Annotated in this window: 24 protein-coding genes and 1 pseudogene; 15 read left to right on the top strand and 10 right to left on the bottom strand. The window is 54.6% G+C overall.

Going from position 1 to position 24,656, the window contains the following annotated elements; genetic code table 11:
- Positions 1–16 precede the first annotated feature (16 nt).
- Positions 17–208 (top strand): annotated as a pseudogene (locus GN208_RS03600) (glycosyl hydrolase family 32); the annotation flags it as partial.
- Positions 209–331: 123 nt separating this feature from the next.
- Here the strand turns inward: GN208_RS03600 and frdD are convergent.
- From frdD to frdA, 4 genes are read right to left on the bottom strand one after another with little or no spacing between them, the layout of a single operon-like run.
- Positions 332–688, bottom strand: coding sequence for a fumarate reductase subunit FrdD (gene frdD / locus GN208_RS03595; protein ID WP_004236224.1), 357 nt, complete (start codon positions 686–688; stop codon positions 332–334).
- A 17-nt stretch (positions 689–705) separates the two neighbouring features.
- On the bottom strand, positions 706–1,098 hold the full coding sequence (gene frdC, locus GN208_RS03590; RefSeq protein ID WP_004236225.1) for a fumarate reductase subunit FrdC: 393 nt from the start codon (positions 1,096–1,098) through the stop codon (positions 706–708).
- An 11-nt stretch (positions 1,099–1,109) separates the two neighbouring features.
- Entirely contained in the window at positions 1,110–1,844 is a 735-nt protein-coding gene (locus GN208_RS03585) for a succinate dehydrogenase/fumarate reductase iron-sulfur subunit (RefSeq protein WP_004236226.1), read from the bottom strand.
- Complete coding sequence (gene frdA / locus GN208_RS03580) at positions 1,837–3,639, bottom strand: fumarate reductase (quinol) flavoprotein subunit (protein ID WP_015422988.1); 1,803 nt, start codon at positions 3,637–3,639, stop codon at positions 1,837–1,839. The genes GN208_RS03585 and frdA overlap by 8 nt, the downstream gene beginning before the upstream one ends.
- Before the next feature lie 605 nt (positions 3,640–4,244).
- Between frdA and glpA the strand changes: the two genes are divergently transcribed.
- From glpA to GN208_RS03560, 4 genes are all read left to right on the top strand, one after another.
- The gene (gene glpA, locus GN208_RS03575) at positions 4,245–5,891 is read left to right on the top strand and encodes an anaerobic glycerol-3-phosphate dehydrogenase subunit A (RefSeq protein ID WP_243828294.1); all 1,647 of its coding nucleotides are present in this window, start codon (positions 4,245–4,247) and stop codon (positions 5,889–5,891) included.
- Positions 5,881–7,167 (top strand): glycerol-3-phosphate dehydrogenase subunit GlpB, encoded by a 1,287-nt coding sequence (gene glpB, locus GN208_RS03570; RefSeq protein ID WP_004236229.1) that lies wholly within the window; start codon positions 5,881–5,883, stop codon positions 7,165–7,167. Before glpA ends, glpB begins: the two co-directional genes overlap by 11 nt.
- Positions 7,164–8,360, top strand: coding sequence for an anaerobic glycerol-3-phosphate dehydrogenase subunit GlpC (glpC, locus tag GN208_RS03565; RefSeq protein ID WP_243828293.1), 1,197 nt, complete (start codon positions 7,164–7,166; stop codon positions 8,358–8,360). Before glpB ends, glpC begins: the two co-directional genes overlap by 4 nt.
- Positions 8,361–8,485: 125 nt before the next feature.
- The gene (locus GN208_RS03560) at positions 8,486–9,154 is read left to right on the top strand and encodes a DUF3313 domain-containing protein (RefSeq protein ID WP_004236231.1); all 669 of its coding nucleotides are present in this window, start codon (positions 8,486–8,488) and stop codon (positions 9,152–9,154) included.
- A gap of 73 nt (positions 9,155–9,227) precedes the next feature.
- Here the strand turns inward: GN208_RS03560 and GN208_RS03555 are convergent, their stop codons facing one another.
- Complete coding sequence (locus tag GN208_RS03555) at positions 9,228–10,331, bottom strand: glycerol dehydrogenase (protein ID WP_004236232.1); 1,104 nt, start codon at positions 10,329–10,331, stop codon at positions 9,228–9,230.
- Between the two features lie 198 nt (positions 10,332–10,529).
- Positions 10,530–11,198, bottom strand: a complete 669-nt coding sequence (locus tag GN208_RS03550; protein ID WP_004236234.1) for a 7-cyano-7-deazaguanine/7-aminomethyl-7-deazaguanine transporter — start codon at positions 11,196–11,198, stop codon at positions 10,530–10,532.
- Between the two features lie 190 nt (positions 11,199–11,388).
- Here GN208_RS03550 and tusA point away from each other — a divergent pair, with 190 nt between their 5' ends.
- A complete protein-coding gene (tusA, locus tag GN208_RS03545; RefSeq protein ID WP_004240576.1) occupies positions 11,389–11,643 on the top strand; it encodes a sulfurtransferase TusA in 255 nt (84 codons plus the stop codon).
- Between the two features lie 22 nt (positions 11,644–11,665).
- Positions 11,666–12,505, top strand: coding sequence for a DUF817 domain-containing protein (locus GN208_RS03540; protein WP_004236238.1), 840 nt, complete (start codon positions 11,666–11,668; stop codon positions 12,503–12,505).
- Between the two features lie 44 nt (positions 12,506–12,549).
- Here GN208_RS03540 and GN208_RS03535 read toward each other — a convergent pair whose 3' ends face one another.
- Together GN208_RS03535 and GN208_RS03530 are read right to left on the bottom strand one after the other, a co-directional pair.
- Complete coding sequence (locus tag GN208_RS03535) at positions 12,550–14,955, bottom strand: zinc/cadmium/mercury/lead-transporting ATPase (RefSeq protein WP_015422986.1); 2,406 nt, start codon at positions 14,953–14,955, stop codon at positions 12,550–12,552.
- Positions 14,956–15,095: 140 nt separating this feature from the next.
- Entirely contained in the window at positions 15,096–15,728 is a 633-nt protein-coding gene (locus GN208_RS03530; RefSeq protein WP_004236242.1) for a lysoplasmalogenase family protein, read from the bottom strand.
- A gap of 105 nt (positions 15,729–15,833) precedes the next feature.
- Between GN208_RS03530 and GN208_RS03525 the strand changes: the two genes are divergently transcribed.
- Positions 15,834–16,187 (top strand): DUF2500 domain-containing protein, encoded by a 354-nt coding sequence (locus GN208_RS03525; protein WP_004236243.1) that lies wholly within the window; start codon positions 15,834–15,836, stop codon positions 16,185–16,187.
- Here GN208_RS03525 and GN208_RS03520 read toward each other — a convergent pair whose 3' ends face one another.
- Positions 16,188–16,475 carry a DUF1145 family protein gene (locus GN208_RS03520; RefSeq protein WP_004236245.1) on the bottom strand — a complete coding sequence of 96 codons (288 nt, stop codon included), beginning with the start codon at positions 16,473–16,475 and terminating at the stop codon, positions 16,188–16,190.
- The gene (rsmD, locus tag GN208_RS03515) at positions 16,466–17,074 is read right to left on the bottom strand and encodes a 16S rRNA (guanine(966)-N(2))-methyltransferase (RefSeq protein WP_004236246.1); all 609 of its coding nucleotides are present in this window, start codon (positions 17,072–17,074) and stop codon (positions 16,466–16,468) included. The genes GN208_RS03520 and rsmD overlap by 10 nt, the downstream gene beginning before the upstream one ends.
- 269 nt (positions 17,075–17,343) lie before the next feature.
- Here rsmD and ftsY point away from each other — a divergent pair, with 269 nt between their 5' ends.
- The 7 genes from ftsY (at position 17,344) to GN208_RS03480 (ending at position 24,654) form a co-directional block, all read left to right on the top strand.
- Positions 17,344–19,146: a signal recognition particle-docking protein FtsY gene (ftsY, locus tag GN208_RS03510; RefSeq protein ID WP_243828296.1), complete on the top strand. Its 1,803-nt coding sequence runs from the start codon at positions 17,344–17,346 to the stop codon at positions 19,144–19,146.
- Positions 19,147–19,152: 6 nt separating this feature from the next.
- Positions 19,153–19,818 (top strand): cell division ATP-binding protein FtsE, encoded by a 666-nt coding sequence (gene ftsE, locus GN208_RS03505; RefSeq protein WP_004236250.1) that lies wholly within the window; start codon positions 19,153–19,155, stop codon positions 19,816–19,818.
- Positions 19,811–20,782 (top strand): permease-like cell division protein FtsX, encoded by a 972-nt coding sequence (gene ftsX, locus GN208_RS03500; protein ID WP_004236251.1) that lies wholly within the window; start codon positions 19,811–19,813, stop codon positions 20,780–20,782. The genes ftsE and ftsX overlap by 8 nt, the downstream gene beginning before the upstream one ends.
- A 170-nt stretch (positions 20,783–20,952) precedes the next feature.
- Positions 20,953–21,807, top strand: a complete 855-nt coding sequence (gene rpoH / locus GN208_RS03495) for an RNA polymerase sigma factor RpoH (RefSeq protein ID WP_004236252.1) — start codon at positions 20,953–20,955, stop codon at positions 21,805–21,807.
- A gap of 75 nt (positions 21,808–21,882) precedes the next feature.
- Complete coding sequence (locus tag GN208_RS03490; RefSeq protein ID WP_004236253.1) at positions 21,883–22,128, top strand: hypothetical protein; 246 nt, start codon at positions 21,883–21,885, stop codon at positions 22,126–22,128.
- Between the two features lies 1 nt (position 22,129).
- A complete protein-coding gene (locus GN208_RS03485; protein ID WP_004236254.1) occupies positions 22,130–23,251 on the top strand; it encodes a sugar diacid recognition domain-containing protein in 1,122 nt (373 codons plus the stop codon).
- A 134-nt stretch (positions 23,252–23,385) separates the two neighbouring features.
- The gene (locus GN208_RS03480) at positions 23,386–24,654 is read left to right on the top strand and encodes an SLC13 family permease (protein WP_004236255.1); all 1,269 of its coding nucleotides are present in this window, start codon (positions 23,386–23,388) and stop codon (positions 24,652–24,654) included.
- The last annotated feature ends 2 nt before the right edge of the window (positions 24,655–24,656 follow it).

Raw genomic sequence — 24,656 nt, 5'->3', positions numbered from 1 at the left:
AAAAAACAGAACAGGGGATACTCATTATCCCGGCTGGCATACTGCGCCGGTGTGCGGCCTGATGAATGATCCGGCCGGATTTATCTGTCATAACGGCCTCTGGCACCTGTTCTGGCAGTGGAACCCGTTTGGCTGCGAACATAAACATGCGTGCCGGGGGCACTGGTCTTTGGCGGATCTGGTCAGCTGGACAGATCCGCCTGTCGCGCCGCAGTCTGGTCAGTGGTGACTGGCAGCACCGCTACTGGCAGCTTAACCGTGCGGAAGTGGCCTGACGGCAGATAAAAAAAGACCGGCGTTTAAGCGCCGGTCTTTTTATGACAGACAATGATTACAGCGTGATGACACCAATCACGGCCATCACACTGAGGATGGTTGCCAGGCCGTAAAAGACCCAGCGTCCCGCAGGAACATGAATTTTCAGGTCATGCATGCAGTGGTGGATACGGTGAAGCGCACACCACAGCGGCAGGATAATCATCAGCAGCAGGAACGCTTTGCCGATAAAGCCCTGGCAGAAGGCCAGGATACGGCTGTAACTGAGCATATCCGGTGCGACAGCAAACGGGACCAGAAAAGCCAGCAGCACAATAACGGCCGGTGAAACAATGGCACTCCACATGCCGCCTGCGCCAAACAATCCCCAGAAAACCGGTTCCTGTGAGCGTTTCGGATTCGGATTAATCATATCAGTTTCCTTCCTTATCACAGTAACGCAACGGCCAGAATGACGGCGTTAACAATGAGGGTCACCACCCAGAGCAGACGGACAATCGGCTCCGGTCCCATTTTTTCGTCTTTGATAACGATATTGACGGCTTTCGGTGCCAGCTGGAACCAGGTCACCGTGTGCAGCAGGGTACCGGCCAGAGTCAGGATATTAACCAGTACCACCACCGGATTCTGCAGGAAGTGGACATACCCTGCCCAGTCCGCCGGGCCGCCCTTAAGACAGTAAACGCCGTACATAACCAGCAGACTGAACCAGAGCTGGACCACTGCGGTGCCTTCCCGCAGCATGTAAAAACGGTAAAAACCGAGTTTATTCCACCATGTCGGTGTCATTTCACGCACATAAGGCTTACGTTTGGTCGTCATTTCTCTCTTCCTTATTGTGGTTTCAGACGGGCAATAATGTAATCTTCCGCACTGGCGGCTTTACCCTGCTGAATAGCGGCTGCCGGGTCCACATGTTTCGGACAGACTTCCGAGCAGTAACCCACGAAGGTACAGGTCCATACGCCGTTATCGCCGTTGATTTGTTTCATCCGCTCTTTTTTGCCGTGATCGCGGCTGTCGGTGTTATAGCGCTGTGCCAGTGTCAGCACACCCGGGCCGAGGAATTCCGGATTCAGACCAAACTGCGGACAGGCCGCGTAGCACAGACCGCAGTTAATGCAGCCGGAGAACTGATGGTATTTTGCCATCTGTCCCGGAGTCTGGTTATTCGGGCCTTCGGACGGTTTGCGGTCATTGCCGATAATATAAGGCTTGATAGCTTCCAGGCTCTCGATAAAGTGCGTCATATCCACAACCAGGTCGCGTTCGATCGGGAAGTTGCCGAGTGCCTCAATGTCCATGCCCTGCGGATATTCGCGCAGGAAGGTTTTACAGGCGAGCTTCGGCACCTTATTGACCATCATGCCGCAGGAGCCGCAGATAGCCATCCGGCAGGACCAGCGGTAGGAGAGATCCGGCGCCAGGTTGTCTTTGATATAGCCCAGCGCATCCAGCAGTGAGGTCTGCTCATCGTAAGGCACCTGATACGTGACAGCATGCGGCTCATTATCCGTTTCTGGGTTATAGCGCATCACTGACATTTTCAGCATTTTCATCTCAGCCATTGACGTTTTCCTTCTCTTTTGCCGCCTGTTCAGCCGCTGCCGCTTCACCACCGTAGACACGTTTTGCCGGGGCGGATTTGGTTATCTTCACATCACTGTATTCCAGATGCGGCGAACCGTCCGGATTGTGGAAGGCGAGGGTGTGTTTCAGGAAATTGACATCGTCGCGCTCAGTACAGCCTTCATCCAGACGCTGGTGCGCACCGCGTGATTCTTTACGGTTAAAGGCGGAGTGCGCCATACATTCCGCGACATCCAGACCAAAGCCCAGCTCAATAGTGTAGAGCAGGTCGGTATTGAAGACAGAAGAGCGGTCAGTGATTTCAACGCGTCTGAAGCGCTCTTTCAGCTCAGCCAGTTTATCGATGGTTTTCTGCATCAGTTCCGGTGTGCGGTAGATACCGCAGCCTTCTTCCATTGCCTCACCCATCTCATCACGCAGTTTTGCCCAGTTTTCAGAGCCTTTCTGGTTCATCAGCGCTTTCAGATTGTTTTCAATGTCAGCGGTGCGGGCATCGATAGCATTACTGTTGGCAGCGTGTGTTTCCTGTGCGTGCTTAGCCGCTTCTTCCCCGGCCAGACGACCGAAGACCACCAGTTCCGCCAGGGAGTTGGAACCGAGGCGGTTAGCGCCGTGCAGACCGACGGAGGAACACTCACCGACAGCAAACAGCCCTTTGATGCGGGTTTCACAGCGCTGGTCGGTTTCGATACCACCCATGGTGTAGTGCGCGGTCGGACGGACAGGGATCGGCTCTTTGACCGGGTCCACGCCGACATACGCTTTCGCCAGCTCGCAGATAAACGGCAGGCGCTCCAGCAGTTTTTTCTCGCCGAGATGACGCAGATCCAGATAAACCACATCACCACGGTTGGTTTTGATAGTCCGGCCTTTGCGCCACTCGTGCCAGAACGCCTGGGAGACTTTATCGCGCGGGCCGAGTTCCATGTATTTGTTTTCCGGATGGCCGAGCGGGGTTTCCGGCCCCATGCCGTAATCCTGCAGATAGCGGTAGCCGTCTTTGTTGACCAGAATACCGCCTTCGCCCCGGCAGCCTTCTGTCATCAGAATACCGGAACCCGGCAGACCGGTCGGGTGATACTGAACGAATTCCATATCCCGCAGCGGCACGCCGTGACGGAAAGCCATTCCCATTCCGTCGCCGGTAACAATCCCGCCGTTGGTGTTATAGCGGTAAACACGACCGGCGCCGCCGGTGGCCATAATCACGGAATTGGCGCGGATCTGAACTTTTGTCCCTTCCATCATGTTGAGTGCCACCAGACCGCGCACATGGCCTTCATCCACAATGATATCGAGGACAAAATGCTCATCAAAACGCTGGATCTGAGGGTATTTCAGAGAGGTCTGGAACAGGGTGTGCAGCATATGAAAGCCGGTTTTATCGGCGGCAAACCAGGTCCGCTCGATTTTCATACCGCCGAAACGGCGCACGTTGACGGAACCGTCTTCTTTGCGGCTCCACGGGCAGCCCCACAGTTCCAGCTGGGTCATTTCTGTCGGACAGTGTTCGACAAAATACTCCACCACATCCTGCTCACATAACCAGTCGCCCCCGGACACCGTATCACTGAAATGATAATCATAGGAATCATGGGATTGTGTCACAGCCGCAGAGCCACCTTCTGCGGCCACGGTGTGACTGCGCATCGGGTAAACTTTTGAGATCAGAGCAATTTTCAGGTTCGGGTTAGCTTCCGCAGCGGCAATCGCCGCCCGCAGCCCTGCACCGCCTGCTCCGATAATTGCGATATCGGCATTAAAGGTTTGCACTGTGCTTCTCCATTGTTCAGGTAAATCGAAAGTTAAAATGTAAAAACGAAATCTGAAACGGGTACTTAAAATTGTTATCAGTAACCGAATCCTTTCAGTTGATAAAAACGCTAATCATTTTCGGTTACTGACTGGTTATAAAATCACATTCTGTTCAAAGTATAGCGAATAGCTGATCGTTTAAATTTGATATAACCAAGGGTTTTAAGCGCTAATTTTGCATTTTTGCGGATGAATAACCGGATATTTCAGGTAATCACCTAAGTAATTACTTGTGTGTAGTTATTTTGTTTTATTCCGGTTACATAAAATATACAGGGTAAACATATAATTAGCGCTAAAAGCATAGCGTATATCAGCGGCGGCACAATAACTAAATATCAGAGGTGTGAATCAGACAGAAAACAGGCGGAAAATCAGTCAGTTTACGGGTATTTCCTGCGGGAAAATCCGGATGTTGCGGATATGTGATATTCATCACGACTATGGATTATTTCGCTCTTATTTTTGGTGTTTTGTTTTCGTTTTTGCTCATTATCAATCATATGGAAAGAAAAAACGGCTAAGCTATAACCATAATAAAGGAACATGACTGAGAGGAACCCATGTCTGATTCACCTGTCAATGAAGCGGATGTCATTATCATCGGCGGTGGCGCAACCGGTGCCGGGATGGCGCGGGACTGTGCCCGGCGCGGCCTGCGCACTCTGTTACTGGAGCAGTTTGATATCGCGACCGGCGCGACCGGCCGTAACCACGGCCTGCTGCACAGTGGTGCCCGTTATGCGGTGACGGATCCGGAATCCGCCCGGGAGTGTATTTCGGAAAACCGGATCCTGCGGCGCATTGCCCGCCACTGTGTTGAGGAAACAGACGGCCTGTTTATCACACTGCCGGAAGATGAGATGGCGTACCAGGCCACGTTTACCGAGGCCTGCCGCGCGGCGGGTATTGAGACACAGGTGATGTCCCCGCAGGAGGCGCTGCGTTTTGAGCCGTCTGTAAACCCGGCGCTGCTGGGGGCGGTGAAAGTGCCGGATGGCACCGTGGATCCGTTCCGTCTGACTGCCGCCAATATGCTGGATGCGCGGGAGTACGGTGCGCAGGTGCTGACTTATCACGAAGTCGCGGATGTACTGCGTCAGGGCGATCAGGTAACCGGCGTGCAGGTTTATGATCATCAGAATCACCGCCGTTATCCGCTGTATGCGCCGGTGGTGGTTAATGCGGCAGGGATCTGGAGCCAGCGTATCGCCGGTTTTGCCGGGGTGCATATCAGTATGCTGCCCGCCAAAGGATCACTGCTGATCCTCGGGCACCGCCTTAACCAGCGTGTTATTAACCGCTGCCGCAGACCGGGTGATGCGGATATCCTGGTGCCGGGGGATACCATTTCCCTGATCGGCACCACTTCTGTTCATATTCCTTATGATGATATCGACAACATGATTGTCACGGCGGATGAGGTCGATACCCTGATCCGCGAAGGCTCACGGCTGGCACCGGCGATGGCGCAGGCGCGTATTCTGCGGGCGTATGCGGGTGTTCGTCCGCTGGTGGCGGCGGATGACGACCCGACCGGGCGCAGTATCAGCCGGGGGATTGTGCTGCTGGATCATGAAAAACGCGACGGACTGCGCGGCTTCCTTACTATCACCGGCGGCAAGCTGATGACTTACCGGCTGATGGCGGAGTGGGCGACAGACGCGGTGTGCGCGAAGCTGGGTATAACGGCGCACTGTTCCACGGCGGAGGAGCCGCTGCCGGGCTCGGCGCATTCGGCGGAACAGACACTGCGTAAAGTGATCTCCCTTCCTGCCCCGTTACGCGGATCGGCGGTGTACCGTCACGGCGATCGCGCGGCAGAGTTGCCGCACACCACGCGGCTGGATAAAAGCCTGGTCTGTGAGTGTGAAGCGGTCACTGCCGGTGAGGTGCGCTATGCCACAGAAAGCCTGACGGTGAATAACCTGCTGGATCTGCGCCGCCGTACCCGTGTCGGCATGGGCACCTGCCAGGGCGAGCTGTGCGCCTGCCGTGCGGCGGAGCTGCTGACTCAGCTGAAAGTCACCACTGCTGAAAAATCCGAAACCGAACTGATGCATTTCCTGAATGAACGCTGGAAAGGTGTACGTCCGGTGGCGTGGGGAAATGCGCTGCGGGAGAGTGAATTTACCGGCTGGGTGTATCAGGGATTATGCGGGCTGGAAAACAGCGGGACAGAAGAACAGGGAGAGCAGCATGAAATATGATGTGGTTATCGCGGGCGGCGGTCTTGCCGGTCTTTCCTGCGGCGTGAAACTGGCAGAGAGCGGACTGAGCTGCGCCATTATCAGCGCCGGACAGAGCGCGCTGCATTTCTCATCGGCGTCACTGGATCTGCTCTCGGCGCTGCCGGACGGGCAGCCGGTCACGGAGCCGCTTTCGGCACTGGCGGCGCTGGCACATCAGGCGCCTGCTCATCCTTACAGTGTGATAGGGGAAAGCGCGGTGCGCCGCTGCGTGTCACAGGCAATGTCGCTGTTACAGCAGGATACTTTACCGTTACAGGGATCGGCGGAGTGTAATCACTGGCGTCTGACCCCGGCAGGGCAGTGGCGGATGAGCTGGCTGACACCGGATGTGGTGCCGGTTCTGAGCGAAAAAATGACTGAAAACTGGCAGCCGGCTGCGGTTATCAGCATCACCGGTTTTCTTGATTTTCAGGCGGAAATGGCTGCCGCCGCACTGACCCGTCAGGGATATCCGGCGCAGGCGTATACCCTGCATCTGCCGTGCCTGGATAAATTACGTAATAATCCGAGTGAGTTTCGCTCTGTCAATATTGCCCGTGTGCTGGATTTGCCGCAGAACCGGCAGGAGTTGGCTGATGAGCTGGCGCAGTGCGGGATCACTGAACAAACTCTGATTTTACCGGCTTGCTTCGGGGCGGAAAACAGTGACGGAATTGCCTTCTTACAACAGCAACTGAATAAAACGGTTTATCAGCTGCCGACCCTCCCGCCGTCACTGCTGGGGATCCGCCTGCATCAGGCATTACTGCGCCGTTTCCGCCGTGCGGGCGGATTTGTGATGCCGGGGGACAGTGTCATTTCTGTCCGTCGTGACGGTGAGCGGATCACTCAGCTGTTTACCCGCAATCACGGTGATATTCCGGTACAGGCTGAGCAGTTTGTGCTGGCGACCGGAAGTTTCTTCAGTAACGGGCTGGCGAGCGATATTGATCATATTTATGAGCCGCTGCTGAATCTGAATCTGACTGAAACATTGCCGCGCCGGGAATGGACATCGGCAGATCTGTTTGCCCGTCAGCGCTATCTGGAGGCCGGGGTGGCGACAGATGCATATCTGCATCCGGCGGATGCGCACGGCACTATCACTAACCTGTATGCCGCCGGGGCGGTACTGGGCGGGTATAACCCGTTACAGGAGGGATGCGGGGCGGGTGTTTCTCTTGTCACTGCGATGTACGCAGCGGAACAGATTCTGGCGCAGATTGGCGTGGTGGTAACGGAGGCACAGGTATGAGTACGGGACAAACACAGTTCGAGAACTGCATCAAATGTACAGTCTGTACAACTTACTGCCCGGTGGCGAAGGTGAATCCGGATTATCCCGGCCCGAAACAGGCGGGGCCGGACGGCGAGCGGCTGCGCCTGAAAGACGCCATGCTGTATGATGATGCGCTCACCCTCTGCACCAACTGCAAACGCTGCGAAGTGGCGTGCCCGTCAGATGTCCGTATCGGGGATATTATCGCCCGCGCCAAACTGACGTATTCTCCGTCACGGCCTAAGATCCGCGACGCGATTCTGAGCCACACTGATCTGATGGGATCACTTTCCTCGCCGTTTGCGCCGGTGGTTAACACCATCACAGGCCTGAAACCGGTGCGTAAACTGCTGGATACCGCTCTGAAGATTGATCACCGCCGTGAGCTGCCGAAATATTCGTTCGGCACCTTCCGCCGCTGGTACAAAAAACAGCAGGAAAAACAGGCAAAATTCGGCGAACAGGTCGCGTACTTCCACGGTTGTTATGTGAATTATAACCATCCGCAGCTCGGTAAAGATGTGATTAAGGTCTTTAACAGCATGGGGATCGGCGTGCAGTTGCTGGAGCGGGAAAAATGCTGTGGTGTGGCGCTGATCGCTAACGGTTTTGCAAAGCAGGCGAAAAAACAGGCGGCGGTGAATGTGGAATCCCTCACCAAAGCCATTGTTGAACAGAAGATGCCGGTGATTGCGACATCCTCCACCTGTGCTTTTACCCTGCGGGATGAATATCCGCATATCCTGGATGTGGATACCGCGCCGCTGCGCGATAACATAGAGCTGGTGACCCGTTATCTTTACCGGCTGATGCAGGACGGGCGCAAGCCGGTGCTGCGGTACATGCCGCTGAAAGTCGGTTATCACACGCCGTGCCATATGGAAAAAATGGGCTGGACGGCCTATTCCCTTGAGCTTATCCGCTCAATTCCGGGGGTGGAACTGATCGTGCTGGATTCACAATGCTGTGGTATCGCCGGAACTTACGGGTTTAAAAAGGAAAACTACGAAACATCTCAGGCGATTGGTTCCCCGCTGTTCCGCCAGATAGAGGAAAGCGGTATTGATCTGGTGATCAGTGACTGTGAAACCTGCAAATGGCAGATTGAGATGTCCACCAGCAAAAAATGCGAGCACCCGGTATCTCTGCTGGCGCGGGCGCTGGCATAAATAAAGGATGACAGAAACCGGCTGAATATTACGTATAAACCGCATTTTCTATTCACTTTCCTCTCCCGCCCGGTGCTAGCATCGGGCGGATTTTTAAAGAAGATGATAAAGATATTGAGAGGAAAATGAACAACTTCGCATCACATTCAGTCACTAAATATATTATTGCCGTCTCCGTGGTATTCCTGCTTTCCGCCTGCTCAAGCCGTTTACCGGATCACACCGAACAATCTGATTTTCTGAGTGATTATCAGCGCCTGGCCGAAACAGAAACAGCCTCCGGTGAGGTGATTAAATCCTGGCGTGCTGACGATTTCACCGCAGAAAGCCCGAAAACAAAGCTTATCTTCACGCCGGTTGTGTTTAATCCGCTGAATGAAAATAACAAAATGGGTAAACAGTTTATGACTGTACTGCTCAATTACACCAATCAGCAGATCAAAAGTGAGCTGGCAAAACGGTATCAGCTGACAGAAACTGCCGCACCGGGTGTGCTGCGTTTTGAGGGCGTGGTTACTGCCGTTAAGGTCACCAACAAAGATTTCAAACCCTATGAGGTCTTACCGGTGATGCTGATTGTCGCCGGAACACAGCTGGCAATCGGTAACCGTGATGCGGATACGTCAATGTATTTTGAATGGAAAATCACCGATTCCGTATCAAAAAAACCGTATCTTGAAGCGATCCGCAAAAATAAAGGTGAGCAGATGAGTAATAAGGATCAGACCATCACCTTACAGGAACTGAAAGCAGCGGTTGATACGATCGCCGCAGAGATCCTGCCCGCCGCATAATGAATACCGGCGGCGGATTACAGGCAATAACGCCCGGTTAGTCCGGGCGTTACGGAACAGCATAATAAGCAGATTAATACAGCCAGTCGCGTCCCATGCGGTCAGCGGCCATAATAGCGGCATAGACCTGGTCGGAATCGACTTCAAACGGCATGTTGTAGATGGTTTCGTTGTCCGCGCAGCTCAGCTCGGCAACCGCCATCACTTTCTCTTCCAGCTCGGTACCGATGCTGTCCACACCCAGTTCTTCCAGGGTGATTGGCAGACCGACCTGTGCACAGAATTCCAGTACGGTTTCCAGCTCTTCCGCCGGGGCATTTTCCAGTACTAACTGCACGAGGGTACCGAACGCCACTTTTTCACCGTGGTACATGTGGTGGCACTCTTCCAGCGCGGTAAAGCCGTTGTGGATTGCATGTGCCGCCGCAAGACCGGCACTTTCAAAGCCCAGCCCGCTGAGCAGGGTGTTGGCTTCAATGATGTTTTCCACCGCTTTGGTGCTGACCCCGGCTTCCACCGCCAGTTTGGCTTTGATGCCGTCGCTGAGCAGAGTATCAAAGCAGAGATTCGCCAGTGCCAGTGCCGCCAGTGTGGTGCTGCCGCCGGCCATAGTGGCTTTTCCGGCGGCGCTGCATGCACGCGCCTCAAAGTAAGTGGCCAGAGCATCACCCATTCCGGCAACCAGCAGACGTGCCGGCGCGCGGGCAATGATATTGGTATCCATCACCACCACGTTCGGGTTCTGCGGATAGAACAGGTAGCTGTCGAACGCACCGAGTTCATTATAGATAACGGACAGTGCGCTGGTCGGCGCATCGGTTGATGCGATAGTCGGGGCGATGATCACCGGCAGTTTGGCAAAATGCGCCACGGCCTTGGCGGTATCCAGTGTTTTACCGCCGCCCACACCCAGTACCGCCTGGCATTTGTGGTTTTTCGCCAGTTTGGTCAGACGGTCGATCTCCTCGTGAGTACACTCGCCGCCGAAGGTTTCAAAGACACCGCTGACTTCGTATTCGCTCAGGCTGTCATTCACAATATCGCCCACCAGTTCGCGGACAAATTTATCAGCAATCACCAACGTTTTTTCCGCTAATGGTCTGATGTATTTACCCACATGGTAAAGCGCGTCCGGACCCTGAATGTATTTGGCCGGGGATTGGATCACTTTTAACATACTCAAACTCCTGAATGCATTCGCGTTATGGTGTCAGTGAGGGATATTCCGTCTGAATCAGACTAACAGTTACAGTAACGGATATGTGAGAGCTGACGCACTGTACGGGCCGGGAGCACGGGGGCAGATCGGGAAAATGTGATACAGACGACAGCGCAGAGGCAGGATAGCGCCTCTGCGTGTCAGAAAAATGAACAATCAGTGATGCGCGGGCAGGGAGCCGTCAGCGCGTTGCGCAAAAAAAGAGCGCAGGATCAGATTAAGCAGTACGCCGTAAGCCGGCAGGAAGAACAGCATGCAGATAGTGACTTTGAAACTGTAATCCACCAGGGCGATTTCCACCCAGTTTGCCGCCATAAACGGATCGGTACTGCGCCAGAAGGCGATAAAGAAGAAGGCCAGGGTATCGATCAGGTTACCGACAAACATCGCGGCAGCCGGTGCCACATACCAGCGGCGGTTCTGACGCAGGCGGTTAAAGACATTCACATCCAGAATCTGTCCGAGGGCATAGGCCATAAAGCTGGCGGCGGCAATCCGCGCCACAAACAGGTTGAAGTGTGACAGTGCCTCAAAACCGGCCCATTCCCCCTGAAAGAACAGGGCGGAGACCACATAGGAAATCGCCAGAGCCGGGATCATCACCGAGGTAATAATCCGCCGTGCCAGCGGTGCGCCGTAGATACGGACGGTCAGGTCAGTCGCCAGGAAAATAAACGGAAACGTGAAAGCCCCCCAGGTGGTATGGAAGCCGAAAATGGTGATCGGCAACTGCACCAGGTAGTTACTGGAGGTAATGATCAGAACATGAAAAAGTGATAACCAGATAAGCGCAGTGCGCCGCTGGCGGGCAGATAAATCAAACATATTGTACCTTTTTGGTGGTTGGGGTGAGGGAACCCAATAATCTCAGCGCGCAATAATACGCCGTTTGCGCAACAAAAGCAAAGGACTCTCCCGGAGGGAAAACGGCCCGGAAGATTAAAAACACAGAAGCGGCGCCGGGCTTTTATTTCCGGTATAATTCCCGGATTCGTTACTTAACAGGACAATCATGATGTCTGATACTTTTTCCTGTGCCGATAAAACACTCGACACACTCGGGCTGCGCTGCCCGGAGCCGGTGATGCTGGTGCGTAAAACCATCCGCGGGATGAATACCGGTGAAGTTTTGCTGGTGGTGGCGGATGATCCGGCAACCACGCGGGACATTCCGGGGTTCTGCCGTTTTATGGAGCATGAGCTGGTGGCCCAGGAGGCTGAAACCGCGCCGTACCGCTATCTGATCCGCAAAAAAGAGAGTGCGCTGTAATCCATCTTTCAGGGACTGAACCATGCTTGACCGCTTTGATACCTTTCTGCTGGCGCAGAAACGCTCGTCTCTGACCGGCTGGCGCCGGTTTATCCTTGAATTCTGGTTTTTTGGTCTGAAAGAGGCACGGGCGTGCCTGTTTGCCGCCTTCTTTTTCCTCGCCCTGTTTCTGGTGCCTGCCGCCGGTGTCGCCGGGATCCCCCGTTATGATTTTCTGCTGATCCTGGCGGTCCTGTTTCAGGCTGCTATGGTGTGGAAAAAGCTGGAAACCACGGATGAACTGAAAGCCATCTGTATTTTCCATGTGGTCGGTTTTGTCATGGAGTTGTTTAAAACCTCATCCGCTATCGGTTCGTGGAGTTATCCTGATGAGGCGTATACCAAATTATGGAATGTGCCGTTATTCACCGGGTTTATGTATGCGGCTGTCGGCAGTTATGTGATTCAGGCGTGGCGCTTCCTGAACGTCCGGATTGAAAACTTCCCGCCGTACTGGCTGGCGACCCTGATTGCGCTGGCGATTTATGTGAATTTCTTTGCTCATCACTTCACCGGCGATTACCGCTGGTATCTCACCGCCTTTATTCTCGGGCTGTATGCGCGGACCATGGTTTATTACACGCCGTATGATAAAGAGCGCAAAATGCCGTTGTTACTGAGTTTTGTGCTGATCGGCTTTTTTATCTGGCTGGCGGAAAACTTCGGTACCTTTTTCGGTGTCTGGCAGTATCCGAACCAGATCGGGGCGTGGGCGACCGTGCATGCCGGAAAATGGGCATCCTGGTCGCTGCTGGTGATTGTCACCTTCACGATTGTGGCCTATCTCAAGCATATTAAAGCCACGATCCTGGTGGTGAGATAAAAAAAGGGATGCCGCAGCATCCCTTTTCAGTCAGTAACCCGTGGTTATTTTTTCATGACCCGCAGCAGGCGGACAGCGTTGGCGGTCACCAGTGCGGTCGCACCGGAGTCAGCCAGAACCGCAACCCACAGGCCGGTCAGCCCCATCAGGGTGGTGACCAGGAACACGGCTTTCAGACCCAGAGCGATAGTAATGTTCTCGCGGATAATCTTACGGGTGGCCCGCGACAGCGTGATCACTTCGGCAATGCCGGTCAGGCGGTTGTGAGTCAGTGCGGCATCGGCAGTTTCCAGTGCCACATCGGTCCCGCTGCCCATGGCAACCCCGATACTGGCTGCTTTCATTGCCGGGGCATCATTGATACCGTCGCCGACCATCATGGTGTGATGTTCATTATTCAGCGCCATCACCGCTTTGACTTTATCTTCCGGCATCAGTCCGGCACGGAAATCCATGCCGATGGTACCGGCGATAGCAGCGGCTGCACGCGGGTTATCCCCGGTCAGCATCACGGCGCTGACACCCATCGCTTTCAGCTGGCTGATGGCTTCAATGGCATCACTGCGCAGCGTATCCTGCATGGCGATAAGTCCGGTTAGCCGGTTACCTGCAACCACAGCAACGACCGTTTTCCCTTCATTTTCCAGCCGGGTCACTTCTGCTGCAGCGGCATCGGTCAGCAGGCCGTCTGCCAGTTTACCCGGTGCGCTGACCAGGATGGTCACACCGCTGAGTTCACCTTCAACCCCTTTACCGGCATGGGCTTTACGGTTTTCCGCTTCGGTGATAGTCAGCCCCAGAGCTTCAGTGCGCTCCAGAATCGCTTTGGCTAACGGGTGATGTGACCCGCTTTCCACGGCGGAGGCAAACGTCAGCACATCCGCATCACTGTGGTTATTCAGGGCAACAATATCAGTCACCTGCGGTTTACCCTCTGTCAGCGTACCGGTTTTATCCAGCGCGACAGTGGTCACGGTACCCAGCTGCTCCAGTGCGGCACCGCCTTTGATCAGCGCACCACGGCGGGTGGCGGCGGCCAGCGCGGAGGTGATAGCCGCAGGGGTGGAAATTACCAGTGCACACGGACAACCAATCAGCAGCAGTGTCAGACCACGGTAGATCCACGGATACCATTCCTGGCCCATAAACAGCGGCGGAATAACAATCACCAGGGCGGAGAACAGCATAATCATCGGCGTATAGTAGCGGCTGAAACGGTCGATAAAGCGCTCGATTGGTGCACGGCGCTCTTCCGCTTCCTCAATCAGTGTCAGAATACGGTCGATGGCGTTCTGACCCTGCTCGGAGACCACTTTCATCTGCACTGCGCGATCCACTGACAGCGAACCGGCAGCCACTTTTTCACCCTGTGCCCGCTCAACCGGGACGGATTCCCCGGTCAGGGCGCTTTCGTCAAAGCTGGCAAACTCACTGAGAAGTTCGGCATCTGTCGGCAGGCGTCCGCCAGGTGCGATTTCAATAATGTCGCCGGGACGCAGCTGTGCAACCGGCACGGATACTTTCTGCCCGTCCTTAATCACCACCGCATCTTCCGGCACCAGCGCCATCAGCGCGCTGACTCCCCGCCGTGCACGGCCTGCCGCATAGGATTCCAGCATTTCGCCCAGCAGGAACAGCAGGATAACCATGGCCGCTTCTTCAGTGGCGCCGATAATTATGGCGCCGACTGCCGCGACCGTCATCAGCGTTTCAATCGCAAACGGGGTGCCGGAGCGGATAAGACGCAGCGAGCTTTTGGCGATCGGGAACAGCCCGATCAGCGTTGAGGCGATAAAGGCGTATTTGCCGAACTCCGGGTTCACAAACTCCAGCGCGTAGCTGAGGGCAATCAGCACCGCCAGAATCAGCATCGGCGTTGCCTGTTTCAGCAGGCTCTGCTCTTCTTTTTTCTTCGGTGCGGCACTGCTGCCGTTCAGATCCCAGAGGACAAATCCGGCCTGCTGAACAGCACTGGTCACATCCGCGCGGACATCCCCGGCGGCATCCACCACCAGTTTTTCGGTGGCAAACATCACTTTTGCCTGGGTGACCGCCGCAATTTTCAGAACGGCAGTTTCAATCTTGCGCGCACAGCTCGGGCAGTCCATCCCTTCCACCTGCCAGTTGTAACGCTGGCTGCCGCTTAATTCAGGCAGTGCGGTATCATCCGGGGCGGCGTGATCGTGTGAACAGCAGCTGCCGTGTGCGTGTTCATGACCGGCGTGGTCATGGTCATGTTCAGAATGCGCATGATCGTGCGGGGCATGACCATGCGCACGGGACTCATCGTCGTCGTGTTCCGGATGTTCATGCTCACTGTGATCGTGTGCGGTATGGTCGTGTGACTGATGAGCCTGTGACTCACTTTTTCCGCCGGTGGTGCAGGCAGATTTGCTGCCGCAGCAGTTGCTGGTATGAGTATGCTCATGATGTTCTTTGTTCGGGTGCATAAACACCTCCCTGTTCAACGGTGAGTTGATGTTAATTTTTCTCATTAACAGGAAGTGTACACATTGGAGTCTACTCCAGAGTCAACAACAGGGGCGCATAATTATTGGCAAATTGTGCGCTCCTGTTGTCAGGGGCAGAATTACATCAGCGTGATAGCGCGGACAATCAGGAAATGCCCGAGGAAATAGAAGGTGGAATACACCGCTTTGGCCAGTTTAAAGGTAAACAGGAAGCGGTTAATCAGCCACAGGATCAGGTTCAGCACCAGACAGAATGCCCCGATCATCAGGGAGAAGTTGTAATCGGTACCCAGCCCGAAGAACTGCTCTCCGGCAAGCCAGCCCATCACCAGCGCACTGAGCAGCGCCGTCAGCACCGGTACTTTATGATCGCCGAGTTTGTACCAGAGCAGCGCGAGTACCGCGATGGCAATCACCGGCACGGCAATCATCAGCGGAATATAGAAGGTGAAATTATTGAGCAGGGCGAAGCTCAGGGCATAGAGCAGATAAAACACGGCACTGGTATACAGTGACAGGTCGATTTTATTATCAGCAACCAGGCGGATGGTATCGGAGACAATGGCCACTAACAGCCCGACACACACCAGATACCCGGAGATATCCAGCCCGTAATCCCCGCTCCACGCCCACAGCAGCAACAGCAGCAGGGTGACGGGACGGAAAACCCAGCGCTGCCAGTTTGGTCCCCGGTAGGCGGCGTCGATATAGAGCCAGCCGGAAAAAAGTACAGCAATAAATGGCCAATTCATAGGGTGTCCTTGAGGTATGTTGATGGCGATTAACACCTGAATATTTGATAATATCCCGTATTTACAGAACACGATCAACCAGATTGCAGGAAAACAACCATACTCATGAACAAATTCGGTTTGTTAGGTTTTATTGTCGCCGCTTTGATTATTATCCTGGCGACCCGCCGCTTCTTTGAACAGCGCAAACAAAATGAGATAAACGATCATTCTGCGGTGGTGACATATCAGGTCACGGTGACAGAGAAAAAGGATTATCCGTACCCGAATATGCGTTCCCGTGAGCGGGATGTGGTTTTCCCGGAAACCTTCCGTTATGAGGTGCATTTCACGCCGCTGTCGGGGAAAACCATTGTGGTGTACATCAAAGAGGATGAATATAAAGAGATTACCCTGCATTCACGCGGAACGCTGTCAATGCAGGGGACGCGGTTTATCCGTTATGAGCCGCTGCGCTGATCAGGGTTTATCCTGATCTTTCAGTTCTGCCTGCTGGCGGCGCAGCAGGGCGAGCAGTTCAAACACACCGAATAAAAAGACACGTACTTTACCGGCGGCTGTCAGTTTCTTATCCTGCGGCTGACCGGCATTGAACAGCGACATCAGCAGCCCGTGCATCACCACCATAAAAAAGGTGGCGATATGCATAAAGATATTCAGCGGTTTCGGGAACGGATGCACCAGGCTGAAAATCAGAAAACCCCAGACGGCCAGCATCAGTATGCGGCCAATATTAATCAGGAACATACGGACTCCTGTTCAGTCGTCTGCGTCTGACGCAGATAAAGACGATACGCAACCTGGCCGGCCACCTTCTCCCGGTGGCACACCCAGTTACCCGGAACAACCAGTGTGTCTGATTCCGCCTCGGCTTCAATGTAGATCATTGCTTCCGGGCTGAGCCAGTTATTCTGCTCCAGTAAATCAACGGTTTCCTGAAGCAGCCCTTTACGGAACGGCGGGTCGAGAAACACCACATCAAACGGTGTTCCCGGCTGTGCCAGAAACTGCAGGGCGCTCTGATTAACGACAGTCGCCTGTTCACATTTGAGCAGACGCGCATTGGCGCTGATCTGAGCCGCAACAGCGCGGTTGAGTTCCGTAAATGTCACGGCGGAGGCATAGCGGGAAAGCGCCTCAAAACCGAGTGCGCCGCTGCCTGCAAACGCATCAAGACAGCGTGCGCCGTTAATCACCGGCATCAGCCAGTTAAACAGGGTTTCGCGCACGCGATCAGTGGTCGGGCGCAGGCCGTCATGTGTCAGAACCGGCAGTTTACGTCCGCGCCAGAGACCGGCGATAATGCGGATCTGCCCTTGTGGTGCGGTTTGAGCTTTTTTAACCATAACCTTCGTAACTTATTAATTCTGAAATTATTAATTCAGAAATATGAATAACAGACGGGAAAACAGCGGAATATTATACGCAGGTTTTGTAAAAATTCGTTTAAATTTAATATGAAATTACGGAAAGCCGATGCGCAACCATCCTGTGAAATGATAGACTGCGTCTGATTTGCAACTAATGATGATAAAGACGCCATATCTGCTCAGGATTTTCCGGACATACCGTGCCGGAAGGTGACGGGTGGCAGTATGCAAGGAGTATAGTGGCTGTGGCAAAAGAGAAGAAAAAAGGTTTTTTTTCCTGGCTGGGTTTTGGCCGTAAAGAAGAAGATGAACAGGCGCAGCAGGAACAGGCGGCTCAGGAAGAACAGGCACGTTTAGCCGAAGAGCAGACTCGTCGTGATGCAGAGGCGGCTGAACAGGCGCGTTTAGCCGAAGAACAGGCCCGTCGTGATGAAGAAGCGGCTGAACAGGCGCGTTTAGCCGAAGAGCAGGCCCGCCGTGATGCGGAAGCGGCTGAACAGGCGCGTTTAGCCGAAGAGCAGGCCCGCCGTGATGCAGAGGCAGCGGAACAGGCTCGTCAGGCAGAAGAACAGGCCCGTCGTGATGCGGAAGCCGCGAAACAGCAGCGTCTGGCAGAAGAAAGACGTCAGGCGGAAGCCGCGAAGCAACAGCGTATCGCGGAAGAAAAACGGCTGGCCGAAGAACAGGCTACAGAGCAGCAGCGCGCCGAAGAAGAACAGCGCCGTCTGAAAGAGCAGGCACTGCGTGACGCGGAAGCCGCGAAACAGCAGCGTATCGCGGAAGAAAAACGTCTGGCCGAAGAGCAGGCCGCAGAGCAGCAGCGTGCGGAAGAAGAACAGCGCCGGGCTGAAGAGCAGGCACTGCGTGATGCGGAAGCGGCAAAACAGCAGCGCATCGCGGAAGATAAACGCCGTGCGGAAGAAGAAGCCGCAGAACAGCAGCGTTTAGCACAAGAGCAGAAACAGCGTGATGCCGAAGCCGCTGAACAGGCGCGTCTGGCCGAAGAACAGCGTCTTGCGCAGGAGGAAGAAGCCCGCCGTCTCGCGGAAGCCGAAGCGGAAGCACAGGACGCGGCACTGGTTGAAAATGAATCCCCGGCACCGGCGGACACGCAGGAAAGACCGGCAAAAGAAGGGTTCTTTGCCCGTCTGAAACGCAGCCTGGTGCGCACCCGTGAGAATATCGGCTCCGGTTTCTTCGGGATCTTCCGTGGCAAAAAGATCGATGACGATCTGTTTGAAGAGCTGGAAGAACAATTGCTGGTGGCCGATGTCGGTGTGGAAACCACCCGCAAGATCATCACCAGTCTGACTCAGCATGCCAGCCGCCGTGATCTGAAAGATGCGGAAGCCTTATTCGTTAAACTGCGCGAAGAGATGGGCGAGATCCTGGCAACAGTCGATAAGCCGCTGGAAATTGAAGATAAAAAACCGTATGTGATCCTGATGGTCGGCGTCAATGGTGTCGGTAAAACCACCACCATCGGTAAAATGGCGCGTCAGTATCAGGCTCAGGGTAAATCTGTCATGCTGGCTGCCGGAGATACCTTCCGTGCAGCTGCGGTGGAACAGCTCCAGGTCTGGGGCGAGCGCAACAATATCCCGGTGGTGGCACAGCACACCGGCGCGGATCCGGCCTCGGTGATTTTTGATGCCATTCAGTCCGCCAAAGCCAAAGGGGTGGATGTGCTGATTGCGGACACCGCAGGGCGTCTGCAGAACAAAGCACACCTGATGGAAGAGCTCAAGAAAATCGTGCGGGTGATGAAGAAACTTGATGAAGATGCCCCGCATGAGATTATGCTGACATTAGATGCCAGTACCGGACAGAACGCTGTCAGCCAGGCGCGTCTCTTTAATGAAGCGGTCGGCCTGACCGGGCTGACTCTGACCAAACTTGACGGAACGGCGAAAGGCGGTGTGATCTTTGCCATTGCAGACCAGTTCGGTATTCCTATCCGGTATATCGGGGTGGGTGAAGGTATTGAAGATCTGCGTCCTTTCAAAGCCGGTGATTTTATTGAGGCACTTTTTGCCCGGGAGGATTAATCATCCATGATTCGCTTTGAACACGTCAGTAAAGCCTATTTAGGCGGCCGTCAGGCGCTCCAGGGGGTGGATTTCCATATCCGCCCGGCGGAGATGGTCTTCCTGACCGGCCATTCCGGCGCAGGAAAGAGTACCCTGCTGAAACTGATTTGTGGGATTGAGCGACCCAGTGACGGCACCATTTTATTTGACGGCCACAACATCAGCCGTCTGAAAAACCGTGAAGTGCCTTTCCTGCGCCGCCAAATCGGCATGATTTTTCAGGATCACCATCTGCTGCTGGATCGCACGGTATATGACAATGTGGCGATGCCGCTGATCATTGCCGGTGCCAGCCCGGAAGATATCCGCCGCCGCGTCAGTGCCGCGCTGGATAAAGTCGGTCTGCTGGATAAGGCCCGTAACTTCCCGGTCCAGCTCTCCGGCGGTGAACAGCAGCGCGTGGGCATTGCCCGTGCGGTGGTCAATAAACCGATGGTGCTGCTGGCGGATGAACCGACCGGTAACCTGGACAGTGAGCTGTCAGAAGGCATTTTACGGCTGTTTGAAGAGTTTAACCGTGTGGGTGTCACCGTACTGATGGCAACACACGATATCATGCTGATTGAACGGCGTAATTACCGCGTGCTGACGCTGAGTCAGGGACGCATGGCGGGAGGTCATCATGGCTAAACAACCGCGTAAACCCGTAAAAAAAATGCCGTCCAAAGCCAAAGCGCTGAAAGGCGGCTGGCGGGAACAGTGGCGGCATGCGTGGGTAAACACGCTGGGCGATATGCTGCGCCAGCCGCTGTCAACACTGCTGACAGTGATGGTGATTGCAATCTCCCTGACACTGCCGAGTGTCTTTTATATCGTCTGGAAAAACGTCAGCCATGCGGCGGAACAGTGGTATCCGACCCCGCAACTGACCGTTTATCTGGATAAAGGTCTGGATGAACAGGGCGGTCAGAAACTGGCGGACGAGCTGAAAGCGCTCGACGGCGTGGAGAGCGTTAATTATCTCTCCCGCGACCAGGCGATAACCGAATTCCGCGCCTGGTCCGGATTCAGTACCGCGCTGGATATGCTGGAAGAAAACCCGCTGCCGGCAGTGGCTATCGTCACACCGAAAGTGGATATGCAGAGCAGCGAAACGCTCTCCACCCTGCGTGATCGTGTCACGGCACTGTCCGGGATTGATGAGGTGCGGATGGATGACAGCTGGTTTGCCCGGCTGGCAGCACTGACCGGCCTGGTGGGGCAGATTGCCTCGCTGATTGGCGTGCTGATGGTTGTGGCCCTGTTCCTGGTGATTGGCAACAGCGTGCGGCTCAATATTTTCAGCCGCCGCGAAACCATCAATGTGATGAAACTGATCGGCGCGACAGACGGCTTTATTCTGCGTCCGTTCCTCAACGGCGGCATGCTGCTCGGGGCGTTCGGCGCAATATTGTCACTGGTGTTATCCTCTCTGCTGGTCTGGAAACTGGGTGATGTTGTGACCGATGTGTCCAAAATTTTCGGCACCACATTTGCACTGACCGGGCTGGACTGGGACGAAGCACTGCTGATTGTGCTGGTGTCAGGTATGATTGGCTGGGTTGCCGCCTGGCTGGCAACGGTCCGCCATTTACGGAATTTTATGCCGCAGTAACTGTCTCACTATCCGGCGGGGCATTATCCCGCCGGGTATCCCGCATCACCGGTTTACATTCAACCAAATGACAACGCCGGCACTAAGTGATAGGCGTAACTCTGTCCTGTGTTGTACACTATTCACCATTACCGTCTGCCGACGTCATTTTTATTTGTACTGAGGACTGAATGACTAAAGATACGCAATTCCCTGTTTTAGTTCCGCAAGGGAGCATTGAGGCCTATATCCGGGCAGCTAACCAGTATCCGATGCTGACAGCCGAAGAAGAAAAAGAGCTGGCTGAGCGTCTGTATTATGACGGCGACCTTGAGGCCGCGAAAAAACTGATCATGTCGCATCTGCGGTTTGTTATCCATGTCGCCCGCAGTTATTCAGGTTATGGCCTGCCTCAGGCGGATCTTATCCAGGAAGGCAATATCGGGCTGATGAAAGCGGTGCGCCGTTTTAACCCGGAAATGGGTGTGCGCCTGGTGTCGTTTGCGGTTCACTGGATCAAAGCTGAAATTCATGAGTATGTGCTGCGCAACTGGCGCATCGTTAAAATCGCCACCACCAAAGCACAGCGCAAACTGTTTTTTAATCTGCGCAAATCCAAAAAACGTCTGGGCTGGTTTAACCAGGACGAAGTGGAAATGGTGGCGAAAGAGCTGGGGGTAACCAGCAAAGATGTGCTGGAAATGGAATCCCGTATGGCGGCGCAGGACATGGCATTTGATATGTCCGATGACGACGACGGCGATCACCCGGTGGTGGCACCGGCACTGTTCCTGGAAGATAAATCCTCTGATTTCGCGGATGAAATCGAGGAAGATAACTGGGATAACCATGCCACGGACAAACTCACCCTGGCGATTGATTCACTGGATGAGCGCAGCCGTGACATTATCCGTGCCCGCTGGCTGGATGATGACAGCAAAACCACCCTCCAGGAACTGGCGGATAAATACGGCGTTTCTGCAGAGCGCGTCCGTCAGCTGGAAAAAAATGCCATGAAAAAACTGCGCGAGGCGATTGAGGGCTGATAACAATGCTCCCGTTTCCGCCGCAATCTGTTATGGTAGCCATAGTATTTTCTGATAATCACTGACGGGGATATTATGGCTTTTTCGTCTGAAGACAAGGCAGTTTTACTGGCGGTAAAGGGCGTGGGCACGAAAGTTATCGAACGCCTTGAACAAATGGGTTTTTCTGATCTTAATCAGCTTGCTGCCGCAGATGCCCAATCCCTGCTGAGTGCCGGTGCGGCACTCACCGGCTCCACCTGCTGGCGCAACAGTCCGCTGGCCAGAAAAGCCATTGAGTCTGCCATTGCGGCAGCACGCCAGGCACAGAATCCGTCCTGATATGACACCGGTTCAGCTTGATCAGCGCACTGCTCGGCTGATTGTTCAGCGGGCGATGCAAATCCTCAGTTACTCCGTGAATGTGATGAATGCGCAGGGAGTGATTATTGCGTCCGGTGACCCGCAGCGGGTCAATCAGCGTCACGAGGGCGCGGTGCTGGCGCTGACAGAAAACCGGATTGTGGAAATTGATGAAGCCACCGCTGCCACGCTGAAAGGCGTGAAACCGGGCATTAATCTGCCGGTGATTTTCCGCGATACCATGGTGGGTGTGGTCGGGATTTCCGGCAAACCGGATGAAGTGCGCAACTACGCCGAACTGGTGCGCATGGCGGCGGAGCTGGTGCTGGAGCAGGCCGATCTGCTGGAGAAATCCCAGTGGGATCGCCGTTACCGTGATGAGCTGGTCAGCCAGCTGATAAGCCCGGAGCAGCAGCCGCAGTCAGTAAAATCCATCGCCGCCTATCTCGGGATCTCCCCCGATAAACCCCGTATTGCCCTGATCCTCGCACTGCCAGCGCCTGATCACGAGCAGTTTCACCGTCTGGTGGACTATATTGATAATCTGAAAATGGATCTGCTGGTCAGTATCCGGGGAATAAATTCCCTGGTGGTACTGAAACCGGTGGCCTGTGATGCGGATTTTCAGCCGCTCTCTCCGGTGCAGAAGCAGTTACAGGCACTGCGCCGCCAGCTGCCGGATCTGCTGATGTATGTCGGCGGTTTTTTTCACGGACACAATGGCCTGCACCGCTCCTGGCAGAGTGCCTGCGCTGTGCAGCAACTGGGGCAGACCCCGGCGTACAGCCGCCAGAAAACCATTTTTTATGATGAAGTCAAATTACCCGCGCTGTTACAGGGATTTCAGGATAGCTGGCAGGCCGCTGAACTGGCTTCTGCCTGGCAGAAACTGAAAGCGGCGGACAGCCGCCGTGTGTTGTGTCATACCCTGAAGACCTATTTTGATCAGAATTGTGATCTGTCTCAAACCACAAAAACGCTGCATATTCACACAAATACCCTCCGTTACCGCCTTCAGCGTGTTGAATCGATTACTGGCTTAAATATCAATAGATTAGAATCAATGATTCAGCTTTATTTCGGTATTCTGACTGATCTGTGATTTGTACGTTTGTACAAAATACGCGGTTTCAGCCCGTTCTTTTTTGTCGGAACCTCTCAAGCTTAAGCTGATGGCTGCCGCCATAATGCATCCTGTTCTGTCCGAATAATCATAACTACAGCAGGAGTCTGCACATGGTGACTGTTTCAGCTTTGGGCGCAATGGTTGCGCTGGTCGTGGCGATAGGGTTAATACTGAAAAAAGTACCGCCGGTATACGGGATGATGGCGGGGGCACTGGCCGGAGGATTGGTCGGCGGCGCGGATCTGGTGCAGACGGTGACACTGATGGTGACCGGTGCCCAGGGGATCACTAACGCGGTGCTGCGTATTCTGGCGGCGGGTGTGCTGGCGGGGGTACTGATTGAGTCCGGTGCGGCAAATACTATTGCGGAAACCATTGTCCGCAAAGTGGGTGAGAAGCGGGCGCTGCTGGCGCTGGCGGTAGCCACTCTGTTACTGACAGCCGTCGGTGTGTTTATCGACGTAGCGGTTATTACGGTTTCACCGATTGCACTGGCGATTGCGCACCGCGCGGATCTGTCCAAAATGGCGATTCTGCTGGCGATGATCGGCGGCGGTAAAGCGGGTAACGTGATGTCACCGAACCCGAACACCATTGCGGCGGCAGATAACTTTAACGTGCCGCTGACATCACTGATGGCGGCGGGGATTATCCCGGGTATTTTCGGGCTGATCGTGGCATATTTTCTGGCGAAACGTCTGGTTCACCGTGGTTCAAAAGTGACACAGGAAGAGCTGATTGCGGCTCACCATGACGGCAGATTGCCGGGATTTTGGGCAGCGATGAGTGCACCGCTGGTAGCTATTTTTCTGCTGTCACTGCGTCCGATCGCCGGTATCAGCATTGACCCGCTGATCGCGCTGCCAGTCGGCGGCCTGGCCGGTGCGCTGATTATGGGGCGTATCCGTCAGTCCAACCACTTTATTACCTCCGGGCTGAGCCGGATGGCACCGGTGGCGATTATGCTGCTGGGGACCGGAACCCTGGCGGGGATTATCGCCAACTCCGGCCTGAAAGATGTGTTAATTAACGGCCTGACGGCGTCCGGTCTGCCATCCTATCTGCTGGCACCGATTTCCGGGGCACTGATGTCAATGGCAACCGCGTCCACCACAGCAGGTACGGCGGTGGCGTCTGCGGTATTCAGCTCCACGCTGCTTGATCTGGGTGTGAGTGCGCTGGCCGGGGCGGCGATGATCCACGCCGGTGCGGTGGTGCTCGACCAGATGCCGCACGGCAGCTTCTTCCATGCGACCGGCGGCAGTGTCAATATGCAGGTTCATGAGCGTCTGAAATTACTGCCTTACGAAACCATGGTGGGTCTGGTGATCGCTATTGTCTCCACACTGATTTTCGGTGTCTTCGGGTTTGGCGGGTAAAA

Source organism: Morganella sp. HSTU-ASny43, from assembly GCF_022819185.1.
Lineage (GTDB): Bacteria > Pseudomonadota > Gammaproteobacteria > Enterobacterales > Enterobacteriaceae > Morganella > Morganella morganii.
This window is presented reverse-complemented; position numbering and strand designations above follow the sequence as displayed.

Bases quoted from the DNA above. Each gene is read 5' to 3' on its own strand.
- GN208_RS03530 (WP_004236242.1), bottom strand. From the start codon at position 15,728: ATGAATTGGCCATTTATTGCTGTACTTTTTTCCGGCTGGCTCTATATC.
- ftsE (WP_004236250.1), top strand. From the start codon at position 19,153: ATGATTCGCTTTGAACACGTCAGTAAAGCCTATTTAGGCGGCCGTCAG.
- GN208_RS03550 (WP_004236234.1), bottom strand. From the start codon at position 11,198: ATGTTTGATTTATCTGCCCGCCAGCGGCGCACTGCGCTTATCTGGTTA.
- GN208_RS03535 (WP_015422986.1), bottom strand. From the start codon at position 14,955: ATGCACCCGAACAAAGAACATCATGAGCATACTCATACCAGCAACTGC.
- rsmD (WP_004236246.1), bottom strand. From the start codon at position 17,074: ATGGTTAAAAAAGCTCAAACCGCACCACAAGGGCAGATCCGCATTATC.
- glpA (WP_243828294.1), top strand. From the start codon at position 4,245: ATGTCTGATTCACCTGTCAATGAAGCGGATGTCATTATCATCGGCGGT.
- frdD (WP_004236224.1), bottom strand. From the start codon at position 688: ATGATTAATCCGAATCCGAAACGCTCACAGGAACCGGTTTTCTGGGGA.
- glpB (WP_004236229.1), top strand. From the start codon at position 5,881: ATGAAATATGATGTGGTTATCGCGGGCGGCGGTCTTGCCGGTCTTTCC.
- GN208_RS03560 (WP_004236231.1), top strand. From the start codon at position 8,486: ATGAACAACTTCGCATCACATTCAGTCACTAAATATATTATTGCCGTC.
- frdC (WP_004236225.1), bottom strand. From the start codon at position 1,098: ATGACGACCAAACGTAAGCCTTATGTGCGTGAAATGACACCGACATGG.
- GN208_RS03555 (WP_004236232.1), bottom strand. From the start codon at position 10,331: ATGTTAAAAGTGATCCAATCCCCGGCCAAATACATTCAGGGTCCGGAC.
- GN208_RS03490 (WP_004236253.1), top strand. From the start codon at position 21,883: ATGGCTTTTTCGTCTGAAGACAAGGCAGTTTTACTGGCGGTAAAGGGC.
- ftsX (WP_004236251.1), top strand. From the start codon at position 19,811: ATGGCTAAACAACCGCGTAAACCCGTAAAAAAAATGCCGTCCAAAGCC.
- GN208_RS03485 (WP_004236254.1), top strand. From the start codon at position 22,130: ATGACACCGGTTCAGCTTGATCAGCGCACTGCTCGGCTGATTGTTCAG.
- GN208_RS03525 (WP_004236243.1), top strand. From the start codon at position 15,834: ATGAACAAATTCGGTTTGTTAGGTTTTATTGTCGCCGCTTTGATTATT.
- tusA (WP_004240576.1), top strand. From the start codon at position 11,389: ATGTCTGATACTTTTTCCTGTGCCGATAAAACACTCGACACACTCGGG.
- GN208_RS03480 (WP_004236255.1), top strand. From the start codon at position 23,386: ATGGTGACTGTTTCAGCTTTGGGCGCAATGGTTGCGCTGGTCGTGGCG.
- rpoH (WP_004236252.1), top strand. From the start codon at position 20,953: ATGACTAAAGATACGCAATTCCCTGTTTTAGTTCCGCAAGGGAGCATT.
- glpC (WP_243828293.1), top strand. From the start codon at position 7,164: ATGAGTACGGGACAAACACAGTTCGAGAACTGCATCAAATGTACAGTC.
- GN208_RS03540 (WP_004236238.1), top strand. From the start codon at position 11,666: ATGCTTGACCGCTTTGATACCTTTCTGCTGGCGCAGAAACGCTCGTCT.
- GN208_RS03520 (WP_004236245.1), bottom strand. From the start codon at position 16,475: ATGTTCCTGATTAATATTGGCCGCATACTGATGCTGGCCGTCTGGGGT.
- GN208_RS03585 (WP_004236226.1), bottom strand. From the start codon at position 1,844: ATGGCTGAGATGAAAATGCTGAAAATGTCAGTGATGCGCTATAACCCA.